This is a genomic window from Vibrio owensii (assembly GCF_002021755.1).
GTDB classification, from domain to species: domain Bacteria; phylum Pseudomonadota; class Gammaproteobacteria; order Enterobacterales; family Vibrionaceae; genus Vibrio; species Vibrio owensii.
Window position 1 is genome coordinate 874,390 of record NZ_CP019959.1, and the last position, 21,885, is coordinate 896,274.

General features: G+C 46.9%; 15 protein-coding genes. 5 read left to right on the plus strand and 10 right to left on the minus strand.

The features are described from left to right. Positions 1-21 precede the first annotated feature (21 nt). From A9237_RS03780 to A9237_RS27475, 3 genes are all read left to right on the plus strand, one after another. Positions 22-1,827, plus strand: a complete 1,806-nt coding sequence (locus A9237_RS03780) for a sensor histidine kinase (RefSeq protein WP_078607706.1) — start codon at positions 22-24, stop codon at positions 1,825-1,827. 4 nt (positions 1,828-1,831) lie between these two features. Then, positions 1,832-3,181: a sigma-54-dependent transcriptional regulator gene (locus tag A9237_RS03785; protein WP_078607707.1), complete on the plus strand. Its 1,350-nt coding sequence runs from the start codon at positions 1,832-1,834 to the stop codon at positions 3,179-3,181. 77 nt (positions 3,182-3,258) lie between these two features. After that, positions 3,259-3,441 (plus strand): hypothetical protein, encoded by a 183-nt coding sequence (locus tag A9237_RS27475; RefSeq protein ID WP_020196008.1) that lies wholly within the window; start codon positions 3,259-3,261, stop codon positions 3,439-3,441. Between the two features lie 57 nt (positions 3,442-3,498). Here the strand turns inward: A9237_RS27475 and A9237_RS03795 are convergent, their stop codons facing one another. The 8 genes from A9237_RS03795 to A9237_RS03830 all read right to left on the minus strand — a co-directional run bounded on the left by A9237_RS03795 (position 3,499) and on the right by A9237_RS03830 (position 14,762). Further along, complete coding sequence (locus tag A9237_RS03795; RefSeq protein WP_005437607.1) at positions 3,499-4,860, minus strand: TRAP transporter large permease; 1,362 nt, start codon at positions 4,858-4,860, stop codon at positions 3,499-3,501. A 3-nt stretch (positions 4,861-4,863) separates the two neighbouring features. After that, entirely contained in the window at positions 4,864-5,535 is a 672-nt protein-coding gene (locus A9237_RS03800; RefSeq protein WP_039841497.1) for a TRAP transporter small permease, read from the minus strand. Between the two features lie 118 nt (positions 5,536-5,653). Then, positions 5,654-6,649, minus strand: a complete 996-nt coding sequence (locus A9237_RS03805) for a TRAP transporter substrate-binding protein (protein ID WP_020196010.1) — start codon at positions 6,647-6,649, stop codon at positions 5,654-5,656. A 214-nt stretch (positions 6,650-6,863) separates the two neighbouring features. Continuing rightward, positions 6,864-8,333 carry a protein adenylyltransferase SelO gene (locus A9237_RS03810; protein WP_078607708.1) on the minus strand — a complete coding sequence of 490 codons (1,470 nt, stop codon included), beginning with the start codon at positions 8,331-8,333 and terminating at the stop codon, positions 6,864-6,866. Positions 8,334-8,516: 183 nt separating this feature from the next. Next, entirely contained in the window at positions 8,517-9,332 is an 816-nt protein-coding gene (locus tag A9237_RS03815; protein WP_078607709.1) for a sugar transporter, read from the minus strand. 184 nt (positions 9,333-9,516) lie between these two features. Then, complete coding sequence (locus tag A9237_RS03820; RefSeq protein ID WP_078607710.1) at positions 9,517-12,507, minus strand: M6 family metalloprotease domain-containing protein; 2,991 nt, start codon at positions 12,505-12,507, stop codon at positions 9,517-9,519. A 228-nt stretch (positions 12,508-12,735) separates the two neighbouring features. Next, positions 12,736-14,103: a TrkH family potassium uptake protein gene (locus A9237_RS03825; RefSeq protein ID WP_005437625.1), complete on the minus strand. Its 1,368-nt coding sequence runs from the start codon at positions 14,101-14,103 to the stop codon at positions 12,736-12,738. Beyond that, entirely contained in the window at positions 14,100-14,762 is a 663-nt protein-coding gene (locus A9237_RS03830; protein ID WP_005437626.1) for a potassium channel family protein, read from the minus strand. Before A9237_RS03830 ends, A9237_RS03825 begins: the two co-directional genes overlap by 4 nt. 412 nt (positions 14,763-15,174) lie before the next feature. On the opposite strand from A9237_RS03830, the gene A9237_RS03835 reads away from it, so the two are divergent. Continuing rightward, positions 15,175-16,782 carry a BCCT family transporter gene (locus A9237_RS03835; RefSeq protein ID WP_009707179.1) on the plus strand — a complete coding sequence of 536 codons (1,608 nt, stop codon included), beginning with the start codon at positions 15,175-15,177 and terminating at the stop codon, positions 16,780-16,782. A gap of 97 nt (positions 16,783-16,879) precedes the next feature. Here A9237_RS03835 and A9237_RS03840 read toward each other — a convergent pair whose 3' ends face one another. Further along, positions 16,880-18,115 carry a DEAD/DEAH box helicase gene (locus A9237_RS03840; RefSeq protein ID WP_078607711.1) on the minus strand — a complete coding sequence of 412 codons (1,236 nt, stop codon included), beginning with the start codon at positions 18,113-18,115 and terminating at the stop codon, positions 16,880-16,882. Positions 18,116-18,298: 183 nt separating this feature from the next. On the opposite strand from A9237_RS03840, the gene A9237_RS03845 reads away from it, so the two are divergent. Beyond that, positions 18,299-19,624 (plus strand): hemolysin family protein, encoded by a 1,326-nt coding sequence (locus A9237_RS03845; RefSeq protein ID WP_078607712.1) that lies wholly within the window; start codon positions 18,299-18,301, stop codon positions 19,622-19,624. 74 nt (positions 19,625-19,698) lie between these two features. Here the strand turns inward: A9237_RS03845 and A9237_RS03850 are convergent, their stop codons facing one another. Further along, positions 19,699-21,660, minus strand: a complete 1,962-nt coding sequence (locus tag A9237_RS03850; RefSeq protein WP_078607713.1) for a TonB-dependent receptor plug domain-containing protein — start codon at positions 21,658-21,660, stop codon at positions 19,699-19,701. Between the last annotated feature and the right edge of the window lie 225 nt (positions 21,661-21,885).

Consider the following 21,885-nt stretch of genomic DNA (forward strand, 5'->3'; position numbering starts at 1 on the left):
AAGGTAGCAAGGAGCGTAAAGATGTCGCAAAGAAACCGTATTCTACTGATTTTTTTCGCCTTCTATTTCCTTTGCGCGTTCGCCGGCGGACATTGGGTTTGGAATGCCAGCTACCAGTCCTTGCTCGATAAACACCAATCCCAATTGGAACGTTTTTCTAGCCACATTCAAAATAAGTTAGACAAGTACGCCCACATCCCTCACCTACTTTCAAAAGACGAACCTTTGGTTGAAGCACTGCTCAATCCGAACAACAGCGCACAGCTAGAAATCACTAATCGGTACTTAGAGTCCGTCAATGATGTTATTGCTGCGGCGGACACTTATTTGATCGACAAATGGGGCACAACGATCGCAGCCAGTAACTGGCGTAAGGAGCGTTCGTTTATTGGCCGCAACTTCGCTTTCCGTCCTTACTTCAAACAGGCGATCATTGGTCAGCGAGCGGAATACTATGCTCTGGGTTCTACCTCAGGAAAGCGAGGCTATTACTATTCCTATCCTCTTGTGTATGCAGGAGGCGTTTTAGGCGTCGTTGTAGTCAAAATGGATTTAAGCAAGATAGAAGACAATTGGCAGCAGCCGAAAAGCATCTTTGTTGCGAGTGACCCAAACGGCATTATTTTTATGAGCAGTCGTAGTGATTGGCTATTCAAAAGCTTACAACCACTCGACGAACCAAAAGCTGCTGAAGTTTGGGCCAGTCGCCAGTATTTAGATACCACGATTGAATCTCTAGGTTTTGTTGGCGACATGGGGTTAACCCACACAGAGGCGAAGCAAGGCTACCCATACAATAAAGGCACCTTAGTGATCTCTTCTCTTCCTTTGAAAGATCTCAAACTCACGATTCGAGTATTGTCTCCAAAGCAGTCCGTGGTATGGATAACGATGGGCTATTTGCTCGTCTTGACGCTGGTCTTCACTGTGTTGTTTTTGGTTGGTCAACTTGTCTATCACCGCCAACAGCGTCACCTTCAACTGGAACGGATTCAACAAGAAGCCAATCAAAAGCTGGAATATCAAGTGATGGCACGAACGGCCGAGTTGCAAGCAGAGATTGCTCAACGCATTGAAACCGAACAAACCCTTCGTCTAACCCAAGATGAATTGATGCAAGCAGCGAAACTGGCGGTGTTGGGGCAAATGTCAGCCAGCATCAGCCATGAGCTCAACAACCCATTAGCAGCCATTCGCAGTTTTGCTGAGAACGGAAAATTGTTCCTAAAGAAGGAAAAGTTCGAACGTGTCGAGGACAACCTCACTCGCATTTCTGCCCTTACCGAACGGATGGCGAACATCAGTCAGCAGTTGCGCTCATTCGCGAAGAAAACCAGTGGCAATGAATTGGTACGCACTCATCTATTGCCGGTTATCGCTTCAGTAAAAGAGTTGATGAAGCCAGCACTAAAATCAGCTCGCGTAACCTTGGATACGAATTTGCTAGAGCAGGATGTAGAGGTGCAGATCAATACCATCCAGTTAGAACAAGTGTTAGTAAACTTGCTCACCAATGCGATAGAGGCGCTTAAGGAGCATGACGACAAACAAGTTGTGCTCTCTGTAGAGCAAGACAGAGAGGCCAAACTCGTCTGGATTCATGTGGATGACAACGGCACAGGACTTGGCGATTTTACCCTTTCAGAACTGTGTGAACCTTTCCTCACCAACAAACAAAATGGCTTGGGGTTGGGGCTTTCTATCTCACAACAAATCTTAGCCGGAATGAACGGCAAACTAAGCGCTCAGAATCGAGAACAAGGCGGTGCTCGATTCTCACTCTGCTTACCTATTGTTTCACCAATCGCCGCACAACCAGAAGGATGAGAGCATGTGTCAGGTGTTTTTTATTGACGACGAAGCCGATCTCAGACTCGCCATCGAGCAAACCTTTGAACTGGCGGACATCGATGCCAAGTTTTTCCCGGATGCAGAATCGGCTTTAATTGCCATGCAGCAAGGCGAAGAAGTTGGCGTCGTGGTCACCGATATCTGTTTGCCGGGCATTTCTGGTATGGATTTGCTGACCACAATCACTCAGCGCGACTCCAACCTACCCGTCATCATGATCACCGGACATGGTGATATTTCTATGGCAGTGCAAGCCCTCCATCAAGGCGCTTACGACTTTATTGAGAAACCTTTTGCGCCAGAACATTTGGTAGAAACCGTTAAGCGGGCAATCGAGAAGCGCAAGCTAACCAATGAAAACGAAAAACTGCGCCAGTCACTCAAAGCCAGTAAAACCCTTGGTCCGCGAATCATTGGCGAAACCGCAAGTATACAAATGCTGCGTGAAACTATCACTCACATTGCCGATACCGATGCGGATATCTTGCTGTTTGGAGAAACGGGCACAGGTAAAGAGCTCATAGCCCGTTCATTGCACGAACAAAGCGCTCGTCGCAACCATAACTTTGTCGCCGTAAACTGCGGCGCCGTACCGGAAAACCTGATTGAGAGCGAGTTGTACGGGCACGAGAAAGGTGCGTTTACCGGAGCAGAAAGCCGTCGAATTGGTAAGTTTGAATTTGCTCAGGGCGGCACACTGTTTTTGGATGAAATCGAATCGATGCCGATTCAGGCACAAATCCGTTTGCTACGAGTGCTTCAAGAAAGAGTGATTGAGCGTGTTGGCTCTAACGAATTGCTGCCGTTGGATATTCGCGTGATTGCCGCAACCAAGGTCGACTTAAAACAAGCCGCAGAGGAAGGTGCATTTCGTCAGGATCTCTATTATCGCCTTAATGTGGTCACGCTCGATCTACCACCAATGCGCCAGCGTAAAGAGGACATTCCTGCGCTGTTCCATCACTTTTTATTGGTTGCCGCGTCTCGTTACGGCAAAACCTCTCCTAGCCTCTCCTCACAAGATTTGGCTCAATTAATGGCGCATGATTGGCCGGGTAATGTGCGCGAACTACGAAATGCGGCTGAACGGTTTGTCCTACTGGGTAAATTAATCCAATTGGGAGATACCGCCTCGACCTCTCCATCTTCATCTTCATCTTCATCTAGCCTTGCTGAACAAGTGGCAGAATTTGAAAAAGCCGCGATAGAAAGCGCATTACTAGAGAACAGCGGCAGTATCAAACAAACCATGGAACAATTGAATGTGCCTCGAAAAACCCTGTACGACAAAATGCAACGCTATCAGATAGATAAGGATCTATATAAATAAAACGCCGTTTACGGTTTGTCGTTATATCCAACTTGAATCATACTTTTTGTAACAACGGATTGATGGTTCATACGGATATGACAGAGAAAATTAGAATCCCCGTTATCACCGATACCGTGATGATCGATGGGCATTATCAAGAAGAGAGGCGTTCGGGAGAAGACCGGCGTAAGAACAAAAAGAAGTGGCATGGTTACGAGCGTCGGGTAAAGCCTGACCCGCGCAGACCTACCTACAAATCAATAGACGAAGAGGTGTGAGTAGTCACACCTCTTTTGGTTTTCATCAACAGCGAATTAGGTTTACTTTCTATGTCGCTACTTGGTGATGATTTCTGGTCCCATCAACGTCGTTGGTAGCCAAGTGGATACCCAAGGCACGTACGTTACGATAATGAGGAAGAGGAACATCACCGCCACCCATGGCAGTGCCGCTTTCACCACATTCATCATCGACATCTTCGCTACCCCAGCCGTCACAAACAAGTTGAGCCCTACCGGTGGCGTTATCATGCCTATCTCCATGTTCACCACCATCATGATGCCAAGGTGGATCGGGTCAATACCCAGTGCAATCGCGATTGGGAACACCAACGGTGCGACGATGATGAGCAAGCCAGACGGTTCCATGAACTGACCGCCAATCAGCAGCAACACGTTGACCACAATTAGGAAGGTTATCGGCCCAAGACCCGCTGACAGCATAGATTCGGTGATCATTTGCGGGATGCGTTCTTCGGTAAGCACGTGTTTAAGAATCAAGGCATTAGCAATGATGAACAACAGCATGATGGTCAGTTTGCCGGCTTCATAAAGCGTATGCTTGGTATCTTTATGAACAAAAGTTTGGAAGATCTTAACCAATGCAGGCTTGGTATTCTGCTTGTCGGCAAATGGCCCCATGTCTTTGTAGACAAAGTTAGCAATGAAGAATGAATACACTGCAGCGACCGCAGCAGCTTCTGTTGGCGTAAAGATACCGCCGTAGATACCACCAAGGATGATAACCACCAGCAATAAACCCCAGCTTGCGTCTTTGGCGGCATCGAAGGTTTCTTTCCAACCGACGAAAGGCTGTTTTGGCAGGTTCTTGATTCTCGCGGCAATATAAATAGCGATCATCAACATCACACCCGCGAGCAAGCCTGGAATAACACCACCGAGGAACATACGCCCAACCGACACATCCGTTGCGGCAGCATACACCACCATCACGATCGAAGGTGGGATCAAAATGCCTAGCGTACCCGCATTACAGATAACACCCGCCGCAAACTCTTTCGAGTAACCATTCTTGATCATACCAGCGATAACGATGCTACCAATCGCCACTACCGTTGCAGGAGACGAGCCCGATAGCGCAGCAAACATCATACATGCCACGACCGATGCCATGGCTAAGCCGCCGCGAAACCAGCCGACAATAGCAATTGCAAAGCGGATAATGCGCTTAGCAACGCCGCCGGTAGACATAAAGCTTGAGGCCAAAATAAAGAAAGGAATCGCTAACAAAGTGTAGTGGCCAGCAAACGCGTTAAACAGTGTTTGGGCAACGGAAGCCAAAGACGCATCCGAGTGCATTAGTAAGAAAAGAATACTGGAAAGACCCAGCGAGACAGCAATTGGCACACCGATCAGCATGAAGCCAATCACCATCAAGAATAAAAACAGAATATCCATGATTTATTGCTCCTTGCGATCTGATGATGAAGAACCATTCGGAATCGCATCTGCGGCTTCACTGAGTTCTTCTTTTAACGCTTCTAACTCTTCCTCTGCTTCATGGCCTGCAATCAAGCGATCCAGTTTGCCTGTTGCGATCTGCCAAGTGATTTGTACAAAACGGAAAGTGAGTAGCGCCATACCAAGGGGCAAAGCAAAATAGGGAATAAAGCGAGGCAGCTTCTCGTAGCGCTCACCTTCATTGAGCCAGTCGGCGAGAAACTGAAACATCTCTGGCATCGGAATATCGTCGGTTTCATACCACGCTCGCTCAGTGACAAACGGATACCAGTAATTCCAGGAGCCAACCAAAAGCAGAATAGAAAACGCTAGGCAACCAGCGGCTGCGAGCAGTGCGAGGATTTTTCGTTTCGGCTCAGACACCATATTGATAATGACATCGACACCGATGTGAAAATGCTTCTTCACACCATAAGATGCGCCTACCAACACCATCCATGCGAACATGAACACCGTCAGTTCCAGCGCCCAAAGAATATTGTCGTTGAAGACATAGCGAAAAATCACATTGGCAAATGTCAGCAATGTCATCGCGCCAAGAAAGAACGCGATTAGCGTCTCTTCAATGGCGTCAGTGATTCGCCCTGCCTTGGCAAAAAAAGTCTGTTCCATAATTACATCACGTCATTATTGGGAGAAAAGGGCCCTCTTCCCCATGAATGAGTACACGAGGGCCAATCGTAGTGCTTTGTATTTTTATTTGTTCACCCAAAGAGCTTGGGCGAGCGGATTATTGGTTGGATGCGAGTGCTGCATCGATAAGGTCTGAACCAATGTCTTTCTCGAACTTCTTCCACACAGGTTGCAGTGCAGTTACCCACTCTTGGCGCTGTTCTGGCGTTAGGGTGCGTACCACACCACCCGCTTCGATGATGTTGTTCTTGTTTGCTAGGTTCACTTTGGTTGACTCAGCGTTACGTTGAGCCGTCACTTCTTGAATGATGGTGTTTAGCTGTTCACGCTGATCGTCTGGCAGGTTTTTCCAGAAGTCGTTCGATGTCACCACTAGGTAGTCCAGAATGCCGTGGTTGGTTTCGGTAATGCCATCTTGTACCTCGAAGAATTTCTTACCGTAAATGTTCGACCATGTATTTTCTTGACCATCGATAACCTTAGTTTGAAGGCCACCGTACACTTCTTTGAAAGACATCTTTTGTGGGTTTGCACCAAGCTGTTCGAACTGAGCCACCAGTACGTCTGAAGCTTGTACACGGAACTTCAAGCCTTCTGCATCGCTTGGCACCATCAGTGGCTTGTTGGCAGACATTTGCTTCATACCGTTATGCCAGAAAGCCAAACCTTGTAGACCACGTCGTTTCATTGCGTTTTTCAGCTTTTCACCCGATTCCGAGTTTTGGAAACGGTCAACAGCCGCCACATCCTCGAATAGGAAAGGAAGGTCAAAGATGCGGTACTTCTTGGTGAATTTCTCAAACTTTGAAAGAGAAGGGGCAGCGAGTTGAACATCACCATTAAGTAGCGCTTCAAGCACCTTGTTATCATCGTACAGTGTCGAGTTAGGGAAAACCTGCATACAGACTTTGCCATTCATCTCTTCGTTCACGCGCTTTTCCAGTAACGAAGCAGCAATGCCTTTTGGGTGCTTATCTGTGTTGGTTACGTGACTGAACTTGATCACGGTTTCACCAGGATCGCAGTTTGCGGCAGCGTTAAAGCTAGTGATAGCCAGAGCAGAAACAGACAATAGGGTTAGAGGCTTAAACATTATTATTCTCCTTGTTGAATCACATCCCATCCTTTCCATGAGTACCTAAATCGGTAGAGGGTAATGGGTACGGATGTTCAACAAAGAGCAAGTTGCAGACCAAGTTAATTATTCTTTATTAGTCAGCCACTTAAATAACAATGAGAAATCATGGATGAAGATAAGGGGTCAAATCCACCCACACGAGCCAACGAGATGGGTGGAAAATGACACATTAAGAAGAGCAGCTGATTTCCATCTTCTTGCCCCACTCGGGAGGCAACTTGGCATAATCATCAAACTCGGGCTGTTCATCATAAGGGCGCTTTAATAGCTCAGCCAGTCGTTTTACTTCACTGAAGTCCCCTTCCTCTGCCTTATCAATGGCAAGTTGAGCTAGGTAGTTACGTAGGATGTATTTCGGATTCGTTCGACGCATCTTTTCACAGCGAGTTTGTGCTGATACGTGCTCACCGTGCTCGTCCACTTCTAATTCACAACGAGCGAGATATAAGTCTACCCATGCACTTGCCGCTTCTCGATCAATAAACAAATCAATCACAGCTTGAGGCAACTTCATGTCGAGGTTAGATAACTCACGGAAGAAGCGAGTGTAGTCAGCTTTATTTTGGTTCAACAATTCAAACATGGCTTCGAACAAGCGGCCGTCTTCGTCCACCTTAGTGTGAAGACCGAGTTTGGCACGCATCAACTCACTGAATTTTTGACTCAGACGCACTTCAAATTTCCCTAAGGTGCCCTCAAGATCTTCTCTCTGTACAAGAGGCGACAAGGAGTGCGCCAAAGCAGAGAGATTCCACAGTGCAATACGCGGTTGCTGTTCAAAGGCGTAACGACCTTGGTAATCCGAGTGGTTGCAGATGTAATTAGGATCGTAGTCATCGAGGAAGCCAAACGGCCCGTAATCAAAGGTTTGCCCCAGAATCGACATGTTGTCGGTATTCATTACGCCATGGGCAAAACCATAAGCTTGCCAGTACGCAATCATCTCTGCGGTTTTCTCCACAACGGACTCAAACATGGCTGCGTATGGCTTTTCCGCTTGGGAGCACTCAGGGAAATGCCACTCAATCACTTTGTCAGCGAGCAGCTTTTGCTCCGCAAGTTGGTTGGTGTAGAAGAAGTGCTCGAAGTGACCAAAACGGATGTGGGTTTCTGCAACACGAATCAGTAGTGCGCCATATTCCATCTTCTCGCGATAAACGGGTGTATCACTGTCCATCATACCCAACGCTCTGGTAGTGGGAATGCCAAGCCCTGCCATGGCTTCACTGCACAGATATTCGCGTATCGTAGAACGTAATACCGCTCGGCCATCACCCATTCGAGAATAAGGTGTAAGGCCGGCCCCTTTGAGGTGAATGTCGAACCAAGTGCCATCTTGGTGTTGCATTTCAGCGAGCAGCAAGCCACGACCATCACCCAAGTCCGGGTTGTACACACCAAATTGATGACCCGCGTACTTCATTGCCAGAGGAGCAAATGGCGCAAATTCTTTTTGTCCTGCAAACACATTCAACAACTCTTCGTTTTCGATTGTAGGTAAACCAAATTGCTGCGCGAACTCACCATTCCACACCACCCAGCGAGTGTTATCTAAAAGCTGCGGCGTAACATAGGTAAAAAATGCCGACGGCAGTTCACTGAATCGATGGGTAAAATTCACACCTTCCCAAACGGACATAGCGGTTCCTTAATAAACGACTTCCTAACCAACAGTATAAGCTGTGTGCAAGGTCACCTTCAGCCACGAATTATTCATGGGTATTTACGGTTTACGAAGAGGTTTGGGTTATTAGGAGAGAAAAAGAAGTTGGAAGCATGCCCCACGAACCATCAGTAATCATGGGGCAAGTATGAGGTTCAATTAACCACGAAACTCACAAGCGTCGCTTTGAGAGTCAGGCACACCTTTAAATTTAGCACGCTCAATGTTCAGGATCGTTCGGTAGCTTAAAGACAAAAGTGCTATTTGGTAAGCGCCAAAAATACCGAAGATCACACCAGACACAACAAATGCCAATATGTGATTAAACTCGGCAAAAATGAACTGGTTAACAGCGCCAACGAACAGAGGAATGAGCCCCATCAAGACAAATATCTGTTTGTTATAAGGCTTACTCTGTCTCCATGCGTCGCCAAGGCTTCTAGGTTCACGATCTAGCGCCGTCGCTGGCAAAACTAACGACCAACGCGAAAGGATCCAATGACCCGGGATACTGGCAAGTAAGGTAATGATAGTGAAAGTTAACTCACTCGCTTCTCCACCTTCTGCCGCATACAAAAAGGTGACGATGAATATAGGAAGCGCCAATGTAAACATCATCGACAAACCAAACAAAATCCACCAGCCAATAAAGCGCAGCTCACGCATCGACAATCGCATTACATCTAAAGCAGAATGCATGTACTCATGTGCAAGGTAGATACGATGGATGCGTACTACCGCCATTGCCGCGACCAGTGGATACAGCAGAAAAGTCGTCACAAAGAAGCCGGCACCAACATTGGAAAAGTCAGGTTCTTGCGCTCCTTGAACCAAGGCTCCTTGGTATTGAGTAATAAATATCGTGTGAACCACGATCAAAGGAATACACGCTATTACAATCGCGAGTAAGTTTGCCCTGACCATGCCCACTGCCTCTTGGCAAATAGCAGCAACAGAAAACGAATTATCAGACATAAAAATATCCTTACTTTTTATAAATGATTTAGCCATAGACTACGCCTCAAAAGCACAAAGCGTACAAAAATAAAAGTGAAACTCATCTCATAACAAAAAGATTAATGGGTGAATTATTGAGGTTTGAATAAGCCAAAGAAAAAGCCACTCAAATGAGTGGCTTAACAATATTAGAAATTAAAGCTTAAGCGCGACGACGCCAACCTAACAGTGCCAATAACATGAGCGCCCAGTAAGAGACACTACCGCCGCTATCAGAGCTTTCGAAGCTCACACTGTTAACTGAAGCAACCACCGAGACATTCACTGACCCTGTCGCAGTGCCACCATTACCGTCAGACACGGTGTACTGCAGTTGTACATTTGTCACACCCTCTTCAGGGGCTTGGTAAAGAACCTTGCCGTTAACCACACTGGCAGTACCCACACCAGATGGATTGTTCACCGACTGAAGTGTTAGAGAGTCGTTGTTGAAGTCATAATCATTCGATAACACATCAATGGTGATGCTCTTACCTTCCTCCACACTTGTCACATCTTGAGTGGTGATTGGAGCAGTGTTGACCACTTCGACGTCCACATTGGCGGTTGAAGACAAGCCGCTTGGGTCTTTGACCGTGACTTGGAATGTCAGAACCTCACCGACTTTGGTGCCCTGTGCAACCGTAAAGCTCGCCTCTGCCGTGTTTGCGTCAGAAAGCATCGCATCCGTACCTGCGGTTTGCTGCCAAGCGTATTCAAGCGCATCACCATCAGGGTCAGTGCTTGATGCCGCAGACAGGCTTCCTTGGCCATTGGTACTCATGCTGCTCGTGTCAGCTTCCACACTTGCAGTTGGTGCGTCGTTTTGTCCATTAACCGTAACTTGAACCGTAACAGGTTGAGACGAGAGAGAGCTATCCGAAGACACCAAACGATACTGGAAGCTATCACTGCCTACGAAGTTAGTTTTGGGCACATATTGATCATCATTGATGGTGCCATGTGTCGGTTGTTGCGTGTACTCAACGCTAAACTGATAGCCTGGTGCGATAAAATCGTTGGACATCAGGTTGAGTTCGGCAGCCACGTTCTTGTCGGTTTCAATCGCATCCGATTTCGCTTCAACAATGCTGCTGGCATCGACATCAAACAGTGCCGCGAAAGGAACAAAAGAGAACTCTTGTCGTGATAAGCCTGAAGAGTAAATATCACTGCTGCTGCCCGCCCACATGGTTGGCAGAGGTGAAATCTCCGTCGCTAGCTCACTGTCAAAGTTGAAGTTGGTCTCGAAGATACCGCCCTCAATTTCAACGAGAAGAAGGTGTTTACCCGCACTTAACTGACTTGGCTGATCAAAGATAATGCGTGAAGACGAATCGAACGTCCCCTCTTGCAGCAATTGAGCGTCGCTTTCTTGTAACGACAAGCTGTAATTTTCAAATGCAGGCGCAGGGAAACGCCATACTTTGTAGCTCATCGTGTTGCTCCAAATATTAGTTGAAGCAAACAGCTGTAAACCATCCAGTTCTGAGTCAACGCCAAGGTCGACAGTAATCGCTAATGCATCATCAGAGCCTGGGTAGATAAAACCACGGTAAAATGAGTTCTTCCATGCCGATTTATTTGGCTCGCTTGGCATCTCTAATGAAAAAGCCGCATCGGTGGCATTACTGACAAAGTTCAAAATGGCTACATCAGTATTGAAACCAGCAATGTCATAAAAACCCGGATTAGTGCTGTCTGTAATGAACATGCCTCCGTTCGGATACAAGTCACCACTATCACTGGTTCCCCAACGGCTTTCTAGCTCACCATAGCCATCTGCCTGCATGATCTGAACCTGCATCTCGCCTGTGTCATTGAAGCGGTTCATGATGTTGACAGATGTAACCAACATACCTTCGCCAGCAAGCGCTCGGTCGTAACCAGAATAAGTTCGGTTCTCAAGATAAACTCTAGGGCCGTGCTCTTTTAAATATGGGTCGAGATAAACCAGCTTCACTTCGCCATTTTTAATCGATGAAAAAGGTTCGTTACCATGAGCAACCTGAGGGACAACAAAGCCAGCCGCATGTTTGCTCCAAGCACTCATGTTTACAGGCGTATCACCCGCATAGCTATCACCAGGCTTCATTGCCCATGAACCGCCGCCCATGACACCCCATTCGCCAATAGAGCCTGAGCCACTGTATGAATACAAGTCAGGAAGTCCTAGCATTAGGTGACCAAGCTCGTGCACTATCACACCCAGTGTCGATTGGTGCGTTAGCTGAAAATCAGCAAATACGCAGTAGTCTCTGATGACAGTGCCATCAATCGTGACGTCATCATGGGAAAACTTATGCGGCCAAATAGAAGGACGATCGACTTGGTTAGCGGCTAAATCACCACCTGCAAAAATAAACATCACTGACAGCTCTGTTGGATCAACACTGCCGCTGTTGTTCGTGTCGTATTGCGCCAAGTTGATGTATTGATCGAGCTTTTGATATGCCTCGGCAAAAACTGCGTTGGTTTTTACGTCACACGCATCACCACGACTATTACTGTTACAGTCCGGGTGGTTTTGATTCACAGTAACGCTAATCACACCATCATTTGTCGTACCATAGTTTTCGTTAGCTGGTACAACTCGATACTGACCTTTTGAGTTTTTATCGTAGAAATCCACGACACTTTGACGGTTTTCACCAAACACTAGCTGTTGAAAATCATGCACCATTTTCTGGTCATTGAAAGAGACTTCCACCACCAGCAAAGGTTGCTCTGTCACGCCTGACGAGCTCATTGCTTGATAACCTTGGGCTTGTTGACGCATCAGGTTTGCGCGCGCTCTTGGCTCAATCGCTCTTAACGAAGACAAAGCAGGCTTAACCAACACACTCGGACGAAGCTGTGAAGCTTCTGGTGCTGACGTTGATTGTGTTTTCTCTACACCCGTTGAAACCAAAATTGGAGAATCGGATTCACGTTTAATCTCTGCAAAGAACCAATGTCCATCTTTTTTGATCAGGGCATTGCCTTGCTTGTCTTCATGCCAGTGAAACGCAGCGGTTCCGCGTAAAATAATATCACTGGATGTTCCATCGCTGAGGGTAACGGGTTGCCAAACAGGAGATGGGGGTGTGGTTGCCATGCTTTGACCAGAGATGACAGTGGCCAGCATGGTGAGTGCTAGAGTCTTGAACTTCAAACTACGGCTCCATGAGCTCGATGCGCGATTACGCATTCCATACGCAAATAAAAACAACAAGTTGTATATGAAAGAACTATGAGATAGTACAGAAATCGTTAAAGATTGAAATACTGCGATCGCAAATAAATCGAAATTATTCTCATTTTGCTGATGTATTTATAAAAAACGCGAGCAGCGGTTTAACCGTCATACTCGCGTAATCGTTTGCTGATAATAGTTCTATTATTAGCCAGTTAAGACATTGTCTTCTGGGTACTTGATCAACGTTGGTTCAGGACGCGCTAGCATATACGCCAACGTCAAAGGCCCGATACGTCCGATGATCATCACCACAATCATGATGTATTTACCCGGCTCAGACAGTTCTGCCGTCAGACCCGCAGTCAAGCCTACAGTTGCAAAAGCAGAGATGGTTTCAAACATCACCTTATCAAAGGCCGCTTTCTCAGTGATCATCAGTAAGAACATCGCGGTCGTTAAGATAGCGCCACTGACCACAATGATCGCCAACGATTTAGTCACCGTCTGCCAGTTCACAGTGCGTTTGAAGATCACCACATGTTTCTTCTGACGCAAGAACGCCCATGTTGCCATGAATGCCACAGCAAAGGTCGATACCTTAATACCACCACCGGTTGAGGTAGAACCCGCACCGATAAGCATCAATACAATCATCACCAGTAACGCTGGTTGAGTGAACTGCGCCAAATCGACACTGTTGAAACCCGCAGTACGCGCACTGGCTGATTGGAAGAAGGCGGCGAGCCACTGCCCCGCGACCGGTAGAGACTCCATCGTATTCGGATTATGTCTTTCCAATAACCAGAACATGATTGTACCCACAGCGAGTAATGCTGGTGTGGCAATCAGCATGATTTTGGTATGCAGGTGCAAGAAGTGGAAACCTCTGCGCCAATGCAGCCACAAATCACCGATGACCGTAAAACCCAAACCGCCGAAGATGAACAAGCCTGCCAGCGTAAAAATAACCACAGGGTCATTCACAAAGCTCATCATACTATCGGAGAAGAGCGCAAAACCCGCGTTGTTGAAGGCCGAGATAGAGTGGAACAGCGCATAGAACATGCCTGTTTGCCAACCCATTTCAGGAACCCAACGGAATGATAGGAAGATAAAGCCAATGGCCTCTGCAATCAGGGCGAAGATGACAATTTTCTTCACCAACTTACGCAGGTTCACTTGTCGATCTTGGCCTAATGCATCCTTCGCGAGTGCTTGTTGGCGCAGACTTAACCTCACCCCAAACATATATAGCAAAACGGCAGAAAGGGTCATTTGCCCTAACCCACCCACTTGCATCAAAAACATCAACAGGATTTTACCCGCCAATGTGAAGTGTTGGCCCGTGTCTACCACGCCAAGCCCCGTCACACTGATGGCAGACGTTGCAGTAAACAACGCATCCGTCAGTGATAAGCCGGTAACAGAAAATACAGGCAAAGTAAGCAGTACAGCAGAAGGCAATAACACACCGAGAAAGCTCAGCAATATAATGCGCGGCTCACCACCTTTCGCTTTATCTCGTTTGCCATCTGGGACGTAAAAAACGCCTCTCTGATGAAATTGCTTCATAGTGATTTCAACTTGCTCGCAAGTTTGTCTTGAGGACCAACGACAATGATGAGGTCGCCGATTTCTAGCGTTGAATTGAGATCAGGTGCTTTAGTGATTTCTGGGCCGCGCTTAAAGCCAAGTACCTGTACGCCTTCGACTTTACACAAAGCCAAATCGCCCAAGGTTTTCCCCATCCAACGAGAACCGATAACAAACTCTGTCATCGCCAAGCCGCTGCCTAGTGGGTGAAACTCAAGAACACGTTTATCGAGCATCTTACGTGCAACACGAATACCCATATCGCGCTCAGGCATGATGATGTGGTCTGCGCCGATTTTTTGCAGCACTCGGGCTTGGAAGCGATCGTTCGCTTTTACCCAAACCGATTTCACACCCGCCTCTTTTGCGATCAGCGTTGCTAGGATGCTGGCATTCACATCGGCACCAATGGCGATCATGACCATGTCATAATCGTCGAGTTTTAATTCAGCTACCGTATCTTCTTGAGTACAGTTCGCCACGATGGCTTGGCTAACAAATCCTGCCGCTTCTTTCACACGGTCTTCATTAACGTCTACCGCCAAAACTTGTGAACCGGAATCCTGCAGTTCTTTACAAACGGCTAAGCCAAAACGACCCAAGCCAATTACAGCAAATTGCTTATCACCAGTTTTCATTCGTGCCTCATTTATGCGTTGAATAGCAGGCGCGAAAGTCTGCGCCTATTCCTCATCATCTGCAAACAAGACGACAAAAAATTGACAAAACCCTAACTCAAACCTTCGCGTACGATCTGTGTAAAGCGTAAGACACATCTCTCAAGTTTTCCTGATTATTGGCAATTAAATCAAAAGAATAGCCACGGACTTCACACTTCACTTATCGACAAATTTATCGATGCATTTTTTTGACAAATGATTTGCATCACTTGCTTATCCACACCAAAAATTATTTCGTGTTCTTTGCTTTTTATATGCATAAAAACTGACGTTACTGATCTATTAATCAGCAAATTAGCCATTTAATCTGAGTTTTGTTATAGTGCGCGCCGACAAATTAGTTTGTACTCTAAGTAGTTTGAGAGGGATGATGTCTACAACTAAGGATAAGTACAGTATCGAGAATACTGACTATACGGTCGGCCAAGACAACGTACAAAAATGGGGATTTGATGTTCACAACCCTGTTTTTGGTACTAGCGCGGGTCTGATCATCGTTTTTTTAATCGCACTTCTTTTAGTCGATCCTGCCACAGCAAAAGCCGCTCTTGATGGCGTCAAATGGCAGATCATCGGTTCTTTTGATGATCTCTTCATGTGGGCTGGCAATATCTTTCTGATCTTCTGTATCGGCCTTGTTTTTTCTCCTTTTGGTAAGATCCGTATTGGCGGTGAAGATGCCAAACCTGAGCACTCGAACATCTCGTGGATTGCGATGTTGTTTGCCGCGGGCATGGGGATCGGTTTGATGTTTTGGGGCGTCGCAGAGCCCGTAGCCTACTTCACTGGCTGGTATGAAACGCCACTTGGTGTAACGCCATTTACCGAAGAAGCCAAACAAGTCGCGTTAGGCGCAACCATGTTCCACTGGGGTCTACACCCTTGGGCAATTTACGCAGTAGTTGCACTTTCTATGGCCTTCTTCGCCTTTAACAAAGGTTTGCCACTGTCTATTCGCTCTGTGTTCTACCCTATTTTAGGCGATCGCACTTGGGGTTGGTTTGGTCACGTGATCGATGTGTTGGCTGTACTGGCAACCTTGTTTGGTCTCGCGACTTCTCTTGGTCTGGGTGCACAGCAAGCGGCAAGTGGCTTAGGTCATGTATTTGGTATCGAAAGTGGCTTGGGTATGCAGTTGGCGGTCATTGCCTTCGTAACCACTCTGGCAATTTTCTCTGTTGTGCGCGGAATTGATGGCGGCGTGAAGGTATTGAGTAACATCAACCTCACTGTTGCATTTGCTCTGCTTGTGTTCGTGATTCTGGCTGGCCTTGCCGCAGCGTTGAGCACGATCCCAACCACATTGATGGGATACGTAGAAAACATTCTTCCACTGAGCAACCCTTACGGTCGTGAAGACGAAGCTTGGATGCACGGCTGGACGGTATTCTACTGGGCGTGGTGGATTTCATGGTCACCATGTGTCGGTATGTTTATTGCGCGCGTCTCTAAAGGTCGTACCGTACGCGAGTTCATTACCGCAGTTATCTTGATTCCAACCACTATTACTCTGATTTGGATGTCAGCATTTGGCGGCATCGCGATTGAGCAAGTCATGAATAAAGTCGGTGAGCTAGGCACAAACGGCCTAACAGACATTACGCTATCTCTGTTCTACGCATACGAAGCGATGCCAATGAGCACTGTGCTATCGGTTATCTCTATCGTTTTGATCATGGTGTTCTTTATCACGTCTTCAGATTCAGCATCACTGGTTGTTGATAGCATTACCGCTGGCGGTAAAGTCGATGCGCCCGTTCCACAACGTATTTTCTGGGCGAGCGTAGAAGGTGCAATTGCAGCGGTTCTACTCTGGATTGGCGGGACAGAAGCGATTCAAGCTCTGCAAGCAGGTACGATTTCAACCGGCTTACCTTTCACCATCATTCTATTAGTGATGTGTGTGAGTTTGGTAATGGGCATGCGCACTGAGCCTCAATATGTTCAGCAACGTTTAGCCAAAGCTAAGGCGAGTTGAACTGAACCGCACTAAATACTAAAGCGAAAAACAAAGAAGCCGCATTCAAATGCGGCTTCTTTTTTATTCAAGTTTATAAGCTTGGGTTCAAGCGTAATTACTTCGCGTTGCGCTTATCACCGTTGTCACGACGAGGACGCTGATCTTGCGGTTTACGCTTGTTCTTCGGCACGTAGTTCAAGATAGAAATCGGCACTGGTTTTCTTGGTGCAAAACCTTCAATTTCTACACGCTCTAGCAAATGACCAAGACGGCTTTCAATCATGCACAGGTTTTTGAAGTCATCTTTCGATACCAAAGAGATCGCTTCACCCTGAGCACCAGCACGGCCAGTACGACCAATGCGGTGTACGTATTCATCTGCTGGGAACGGCAAATCGTAGTTGATCACCACTGGCAAGTTGTCGATATCGATACCGCGTGCCGCAACACCCGTTGCAACCAAGTATTGAATTTCACCCGCTTTAAACTGTTCAATCAGCTCTTGGCGAACGCGTTGGTTACGACCACTGTGGAACGCTTCTGCCACAATGCCGCGCTTCTCTAACTGAGTTACCAGTTTCGCTGCGCCGTGCTTAGTTTCGATGAATACTAATACTTGTGACCAGTCGTTCTCGTTCAGCATGTGGCTTAATAGTGAAGACTTCATGTCTTTATCGACTGTAGTGATCCACTGCTTGATGTTTGATTTCGACGCGCTGTGTTTCGCAATCGAAATTTCTTCAGGGTCGACAATCGCGTTCTTCGCTAAGTCACGCACTGGGTTAGATAGCGTCGCAGAGAACAACAAGCTTTGAATGTCTTCTGGCATGCAATCGACGATCTTATCGATTGAATCGATGAAGCCCATGTCCAACATCTTGTCGGCTTCGTCCAGAACCAGCATTTCTACTTCATCAAAATGGATCGCGCGTTGGCCGTATAGGTCAATCAAACGTCCCGGCGTGCTCACCACAATGTCGACACCTTCAATCAGCGCTTGTTTTTGCGGTGCGTAATCCACACCACCAAACATCGCCATTGAACGCAAAGGCAAGTTCCTACCGTAAGCTTCAATGCTTTGGTGTACTTGAAGTGCAAGCTCGCGCGTTGGCGTTAAGATGATCGCACGTGCACGCTTTTTACGTTGCGTTTCACCTTGGCTCAGTTTTTCTAAGATTGGCAATACAAAGCTGGCAGTTTTACCCGTACCGGTTTGTGCTGCGGCAATTAGGTTGCTACCACGCAGAACAATTGGAATGGCTTTTTGTTGGATAGAAGTCGGTTTTTCATAACCCAGCGCCTTCACAGCATCTGTGATAGGAGCGCTTAAACCAAGCTTAGAAAATGGCATAGAAACGTCTCAACGAAGAAATGGGCGCGTAGTGTATCAGAATCCGCCCTAAGTAACAGAATCAATCATCGTGCGAGCAACAGCAGGTTCGATAATCAAATTCTATCCTTTTCATCACGCATTTCATTGTTACAGCGTGATGAATTATTCGCCACTTCACGTTTCTCTCCTGCAAAGCTCGTTATGCTGCTAGCGTGTGCATCACTGGAAAACTTCATGGACATTTTATTACTGGTTGGATTAATCGCTCTCAATGGCGTGTTTGCCATGTCTGAGATTGCGTTAGTCACCGCCAAAAGCGGCCGACTGAAAAAGTTTGCCGAACATAGCGCTTCTGCCCGCCTCGCTCTACAACTGAAAAATAATCCCACGCAATTCCTCTCAACTATTCAAATCGGCATCACAGTGATCGGTATCCTTAGCGGTATCTTTGGTGAAGCTACGCTTTCGGTTCCGTTTGAACACTGGCTCGTGACTCAAGGTATTGAGCGCGAAGTTGCCACTGTACTAGCCACCGCGATTGTCGTTGTCGTCATCACCTACTTCGCCATTGTGATAGGCGAATTGGTTCCAAAACGCTTTGCTCAAAATAATGCCGAGCGCATTGCCGTTATCGTTGCCTACCCTATTCATTGGTTAGCCAAACTGACCACGCCGTTTGTTCTATTGCTGACCTTATCGACCGATGCTTTACTCAAGCTATTGCGTCAGAACAACACAGGGGAAGTCGTCACAGAGGAAGACATTTTTGCCGTGATGAGCGAAGGATCCGAATGCGGCGCTATCGAACCGCAAGAACAACTGATGATTCGCAATTTACTGCACCTTAATGATCGCCTTGCACTCTCGCTAATGACACCTCGCTGCGATATGCATTACCTCGACCTCGATTTACCCCTTGAAGAAACGCTCAGAAACTTGCGCCAAACGCAGCATTCCGTTTGGCCAGTGTGTAAAGGCGGGCTGGATAACATCATAGGTACGATTTCTTCCAAGGTCTTGTTGGATGAATATGACGAGCTGTCGATTTCTCGCTTGGCCAAGTTGCTCAAACGTTCACGCTTTGTACCAGAGTCGATGAAAGGCTTACCGCTGCTCAATTACATGCAGCAAACCAGTACAGAGATGGTCTTCATTGTCGATGAATATGGTGATGTACAAGGCTTGGTGACTCACCACGATTTACTCAAATCCATCGCCGGTGAATTAGGTATGGCCCCTCAGCATGTCTGGGCGAAAAAGCAAAAAGATGACAGTTGGTTGATGGATGCGCTTATCCCGCTTAACGAGCTGAAATACAAGCTTGAGCTCAATACCATTGAAGGAGAAGAGAGCGAAGGTTTTCAAACCTTAAACGGCTTTTTGACGTGGTTAATCGGACGGGTGCCAACTCAAGGTGAAACCGTTGAGTATCAGCATTGGCGATTCGAAATATTGCATGTTAAGAGCAATCGTATCGTTCAGGTCAAAGTAACCGAAACAGCCACGGCACTCGAAGCTGAATGCTAAAGATCATTTGCTAGAAATGAAAAAATAGCCTCTATACGGAGGCTATTTTTAACTCACTACATTTAAAAGCTCAGTTAGAAAAGGTACGTCGCACTTACGTAAGCGCTGCGACCTTTCTCTGAGTATCCGTAGTAATCGTCTTCGTCATCCAACTCAACATCAAAGATATTGTTCAAACCCGCTTTCAGGTTTAGCTGCTGGAAGTCATAAGCCACACCCAGACCAACCAGCGTGTAACCATCGACTGTTACGTTTTCACGGCTTTGGTTCGTGATCACCTGTTCGCCAATGTAGTTAACGCGAGCGAAGGTAGTGAATGAATCAAACACTTCCCAGTTAACATCAAGATTCGCCAAATGCTCTGGAGTTTGTGTTAGCGTATCACCCGTGCTCTTGTCTTTTGCATCCGTGTAGGTGTAGTTACCTTTAAGATTGATGCTGTCGGTAATGTCGTACCAACCTTCTAGCTCGATACCTTTGATTTCTGCTTTACCGATGTTTTGGTAAGTGAAGATAGGCATTGGACCATCCATACCAACAACCTGAGTTAAGTCACGTTCGATCTTGTTTTTCAGGTCTGTGTAGTAGTACATCAAACCCAAGCCCATAGACGTCGATTCGTACGCTAGGCCAGCTTCGTAGCTTTCTGACTCTTCCGGTTTCAAATCTTCGTTACCAGTGAGCCAACAACGGTTACCACAGCTGATCACGCGAACTTGGTCACTGCTTTCCATCATGCCCGGAGCACGGAAACCGCCACCAGCGCCGCCTTTCAATACAAACTCATCAGTGAAGCTGTAAACCGCGTAAGCACGTGGACTGAAGTGGCTACCATACACTTCATGGAAGTCTTGACGACCACCCAGTGTCAACGCCAACTTATCTAGGTCAAACTCCCCTTGAACGAACACCGCTCCTTGGTAGTTATCGATGTCACCAGAAGGCACGTCACGACTGTTTTTCAGCTCGGAAGTACGGTATTCACCGCCGAATACCCACTCGTGCGAGTCACGCCACAAACCAGAGAGTTTAAAATCAAGTGTGTTGTTTTGTAGCTCAACATCTGCTGCACCATTGGTATACGCCGTACTTGCGTCATCCAGCTGCATGTTTTCGCCGTACAAACGCACTTGTGAATCAACGGTATCCCAAGCACCTTCATGGGTCAGGCCGTAATTCCAACGGGTTGAATCTTGAGTGTTCGTTTGTGGACCTGAACGAGGGTGAACCCAATCCGCTTCACGCTCATCGTTGGTGTAAATAACATCCGCGATCAAGCGTTGTTCTTCTGTCAGTTGCCAAGCAAGCTCACCAAAAACATTGGTGGTGTCTTTCTGCTCTAATGCATCGAAATCTGGGTTAGTATCGGTACGCCATGGGTCACGTGTAGAGCTTTCAACAATAATGCTACCTTCAACATTTTCCGTCAGCGTGCCACTTGCGTAAGCGTGACCTTTCAAACCATCACCGCCATCACCTTCAAGAATGCTTTCGTATTCAAGACCAACCGAGCCAGATAGCTCTTCGGTCGGTGACTTCAAGATCACGTTCACCACGCCACCCATAGCTTCTGAACCATACAGAGACGATACTGGGCCACGCACGACTTCAATACGTTGAATCGCGGTAAGAGGAATACTCGATAGATCGAAATCGTTACCTCGGATCAGCGCATCTTGAGAGTTGATACGGCGACCATTAATGAGAACCAAGGTGTGCTTAGAATCCAGACCACGAATACGAATAGTGTTACGACCATAAGCGGTGCTGCTCAGTACACTGACACCCGTCGCACTACGTACCGCTTCTGAGATGTCTTTCACCGGCATCTTCGCAATATCTTCTGCGGTAATGACCGACACCGATGCGGGTGCAGTCAACTCCGAGTGTTGAGTAAGAGACGCGGTTACCACCATGCGCTCCATTGCTACGACTTCTTCTTTGTCGTCTGCAATTGCCTGACCGCTAAGCGCTGTCAAAAGTGCACCTGTCAGCACAGAGGGCATAAACGTGGGCTTGTTAACTAAACTTTTCACTGCATTTCCTTATATCTATTTTATAAATAATTTGAGCTCGCAAACTGTAAAGAACGAATGTATAAATAACAATTATTATTATTCGCATTAACATTCAATTTTGAGCTAAGTTATATTTTTGAACTGCAACTCATTGCAAAGTGACGCCATTGAAAAACAAAGAGCTAGGTAATTCCCTTCCCCCTGTCTGTCTTCACTTAGAAGGTCTAAGTCCAAAGGTTTACA